Here is a 2,948-nt window from a genome sequence, read left to right on the forward strand (position 1 = left end):
GGCTCCCTTGAACAGCAGGAGCTCGGCCGCCCGTCCGGCCATCAACAGCGCCAGCAGCCGATTGTACCAGTCTTCGGTATCGGGCCCGCTACCGGCAAAGCTGACGATGTTGGAGCCGCCGTCAGGATGGTCGATGCTGATCCCTTGGATGGTGCCAAGGCGCAGGGCGTGATGAACGACGGCATGTCCGGCTTCGTGGACGGCGAGACGCCAACGGACGTTGTACGGAACGGACGGCCTGTGACCGCGGATGCCGGCTTCGATGTCGGCATAGGTCATCTCCCTCTTCTGGCGCCGGGCCTTCAGGCGTGCATGGCGCACGATGCGTTCGATGTCGGCGCCGGTCAGGCCCATGGCACGGGTCGCAAGCCGCCGCAACGCGTGAGACACCGAGCTGTCCTGCTCGGCCGCCTCTGGCCTATCGACGTCGCGCTCGGCGCCATCCTCCAAAATGATCTCGATCTCATCCGAGGAGTTGTCGATCTTCGTGTCGCCTGTCATGGCTGACCTCCAATCTGGGAGTTCGACGCGGCGACGATGTCGAGGTCGCTCCCCAGATGATGTGCGAGAATGCCGGCGAGCGTCGGAATATCCGGGCGCGGGATCTCGATGTGGGTTTCCAACCGACCAGAGCGGCGGATTGCTTCGTCGATCTCGTCCGGCCGGTTGGTCGCGCCGACGACGATGACACCCTCGCTCTTCATCACCCCATCCAGCAATTCCAGCAGCTTGTTGACGACGGCGTTCCAGTAATCGGCATAAGGCCTGGTGTTGCTGACGCGTGACCCGATGCCATCGATCTCGTCGATGAAGAGAATGCAGGGCGCCCGGCCTCGAGCCTCGGCAAAGGTGCCTGCCATGCGGTCCAGCACATCATGCAGATACTCGCCCTGCAGCCATGTCGACACAGATGTCACAACGAGCGGGACTTGCAGTGTATTGCATAGCGCGCGTGCGAAGGTCGTTTTGCCGGTCCCTGGAGGTCCCGACAGGAGCAGCTTGGTGCTCATCTGCGACCACGCCAACTTGCCGCTGAGGTAATCGGCGAGATCCGCCTTGAGGCCAAGCGCCCAGTCTTTTGCGGCGCCATAGCCAGTGAGCGTCTCGACCCGCAGCGCCGTCGGCGACAGTTCATCACCATCGGGCTCCGGCTGGATCACTTCAGCGCCGGTTGGCTTGCCTTTCGATTTACCCGTGCCTTTGCTTTTTGACGACGACGACGTCGTCAAGGATGTGGGACCGTCCCTAGTCAGGCTCGTTTGCAATATATTTCTGAGTTACCGTAGATCAAACTAAGTTAGCTGATAATAAAGGCTATGAACATCTAAGGATGTGGAGGATTTAGTATGGAAGCTGGACAAAACAGATATGCGGAGCGATTTATATTAGCGATCGATGGGCAGACATATGTTTCACATGAAGAAAACTATGCATCGCCCTGTAAATTCGTTTTGCCATCATTTCTGTTCAAAAGGCTGAGATTACTTACAAGGTGGTGGGGCGGTCGCATTCCCACTCTTGCATCAGTCTATAATTCGCTAACGCCGAATATAGGATTGGTCCAATTCGGGGACGAATGTATTTCTAAAAGCAAGTAAAATCCTCTGTTTTGCGTCGTAGTTTAGGTGATCTACTGCTTCACTAAGCTGTAGACGTGTCTTCTCAAGTTTGCCATCTCAAACGAGGTGGCTGAACGCAAGACGATCTGTTGTTGGGGGGAATCGCTTTGTGTGTCGGAGCCACCGAGATGCTGTTCCTTCGCTTTCGACAAGCCCCATACGGATTCCCGCCATCTGGCTAAGCGCAGGAGGCAAGGTCATCACTCTAGCCGCCTCAAAGCAGCACAATAGTGACGATCAAAAGGAGGCGATCAAGTGTAATGAGAAACCAGAGGGCTCGAAAGAAAATCCCCTCGGGGACAGAATTCCTCTGATTCATGCTACACAATTCATAGTTTGAAGGCGAACAGCCTTTAGAAGGCGCCGCAAAAATTAGCAACTATTGTGTAGGATGCTGTAAGAGTAAATTGTGCTGGCGGAAATATACCTCGGATGCTCGAAATGCGCCAGCTAGACGTCTGCATTGCACGACTACGTCGATAGAAGCATGAAGCAAATTCAATATTTCAACGCGTCCAAGGTCGCGCGCGGCCTCGGATTCCTTGATTAAGAGCATTAACTGTTCGAATGCGAGAGCGACAGAATCCGCATGAACTGTAGTAATCGAGCCTGGATGACCCGAGTTCACGTTCCTAATGTAGTAGAATGCGGTGCCATCACGTAGCTCCTGCAGAAGAATGCGATCTGGTCGCATTCGCAGGCTCGACTCAAGAAGCTGTTTCGGCCCCGCCTGAGAGAGTCCTTGCCGGTCTTTCGAGTAAAAAAGTCGGACATTGTTTTTTTGGGGAATTACGAGTTCAGCAGTATCCTCTATCGAAATAATCCGCTCGTCGCCAGGAATGTGTTTGATCAGAGCTTTCGAGAGCGTCGTTTTGGCCGATCCAGTCGCTCCCGAAATTATGATGTTCTTCCGGGACAAGACCGCCTGACGCAAGAATTCCTTAATCTGACCGGCGCGATATAGATTACGCAACTCGTCATCGTTGCCTGGTGCGTCGGCCTCAATGGTTCGTGTGCCTTCAAAGAAGAGCCTTTCGTCTAAATCATCGAGCGTAAAATCGACCGATGACGGCTTGCGTATTGTAATGCTCACCGTCTCTTTCAGCGTCGCTGGAGGAATGACGACCTGGATGCGCTCGTCTCCTGGAAGCGTCGCTGAGAGTATCGGGCGCGTCTCATCGATGGACTGGTGCGAAAAGCTGGCAACGGCCCGGGCAAGGCGCATGAGCTTTTCGAAGGTCAGACCCGGAAGATCATGGGTCCGCCACCCGCCGGGTCCTTCCGTCAGCACCTGCCCGGGCCGATTGACGATCACCTCATAGAGTGAGG

At 55.1% G+C, this 2,948-nt stretch carries 2 protein-coding genes and 1 pseudogene; all 3 read right to left on the bottom strand.

Annotated elements, in window-relative coordinates:
* Nucleotides 1-501: pseudogene (locus DOU54_RS15325) on the bottom strand (ATP-dependent metallopeptidase FtsH/Yme1/Tma family protein); the annotation flags it as partial.
* Nucleotides 498-1,229, bottom strand: a complete 732-nt coding sequence (locus DOU54_RS15330) for an AAA family ATPase (RefSeq protein ID WP_286079919.1) — start codon at nucleotides 1,227-1,229, stop codon at nucleotides 498-500. The pseudogene DOU54_RS15325 and the gene DOU54_RS15330, both read right to left, overlap by 4 nt.
* A 769-nt stretch (nucleotides 1,230-1,998) precedes the next feature.
* Nucleotides 1,999-2,948: P-type DNA transfer ATPase VirB11 (gene virB11 / locus DOU54_RS15335; RefSeq protein WP_113731542.1), on the bottom strand; the 950-nt coding region annotated here is incomplete at its 5' end.

This window comes from Agrobacterium sp. MS2 (genome assembly GCF_003261015.1).
GTDB classification, from domain to species: Bacteria; Pseudomonadota; Alphaproteobacteria; order Rhizobiales; family Rhizobiaceae; genus Agrobacterium; species Agrobacterium pusense.